Source organism: Streptomyces millisiae (assembly GCF_031845425.1).
GTDB lineage: Bacteria > Actinomycetota > Actinomycetes > Streptomycetales > Streptomycetaceae > Streptomyces > Streptomyces millisiae.
Genome location: NZ_JAVREM010000302.1, coordinates 1 through 453 on the forward strand (window position 1 = coordinate 1; position 453 = coordinate 453).

Genomic DNA, 453 nt, shown 5'->3' on the forward strand with positions numbered 1-453 from the left:
GTTCGTCGAGATCCAGTGCGACTCCGGGCTTGAGGACCACCACTGCGGCAACCACGTCGCCGTAGCGCGGATGTGGCGCGGCGACTGCGGCGCCCTCAGCGATCGCGGGATGTGCGTTGAGAACGTCCTCGACCTGTCCGGAGGAAATGGTTTCACCGGCGCGGATGATGACGTCTTTGATGCGGTCGGTGATGGTCAACCGTCCGTTGGTGTCCAGATGCCCCAGATCGCCGGTTCGGAACCAGCCGTCGGCGGTGAACGCAGCCTTATTGAGAGCCGGGTCTCGGTAGCCGATGAACTGGTCCGGCCCCTGGGTGACAATCTCGCCGTCGGTACCGGCCGCTTGTTCACTGCCGTCCGGGCCGACGATCCGCACCGTCACGCCGCGCATCGGCTTCCCGTCGGTGCCCATCCGAGCCGGGGCCGCATCGTAGGACCGGGCTGCGGTAATGG

Annotated in this window: 1 protein-coding gene; it reads right to left on the minus strand. The window is 66.4% G+C overall.

Features of this window, described 5'->3' with window-relative positions:
• On the minus strand, nucleotides 1-412 hold a 412-nt coding region (locus RNC47_RS36790; protein ID WP_311605221.1), incomplete at its 3' end, for an AMP-binding enzyme.
• Nucleotides 413-453 lie beyond the last annotated feature (41 nt).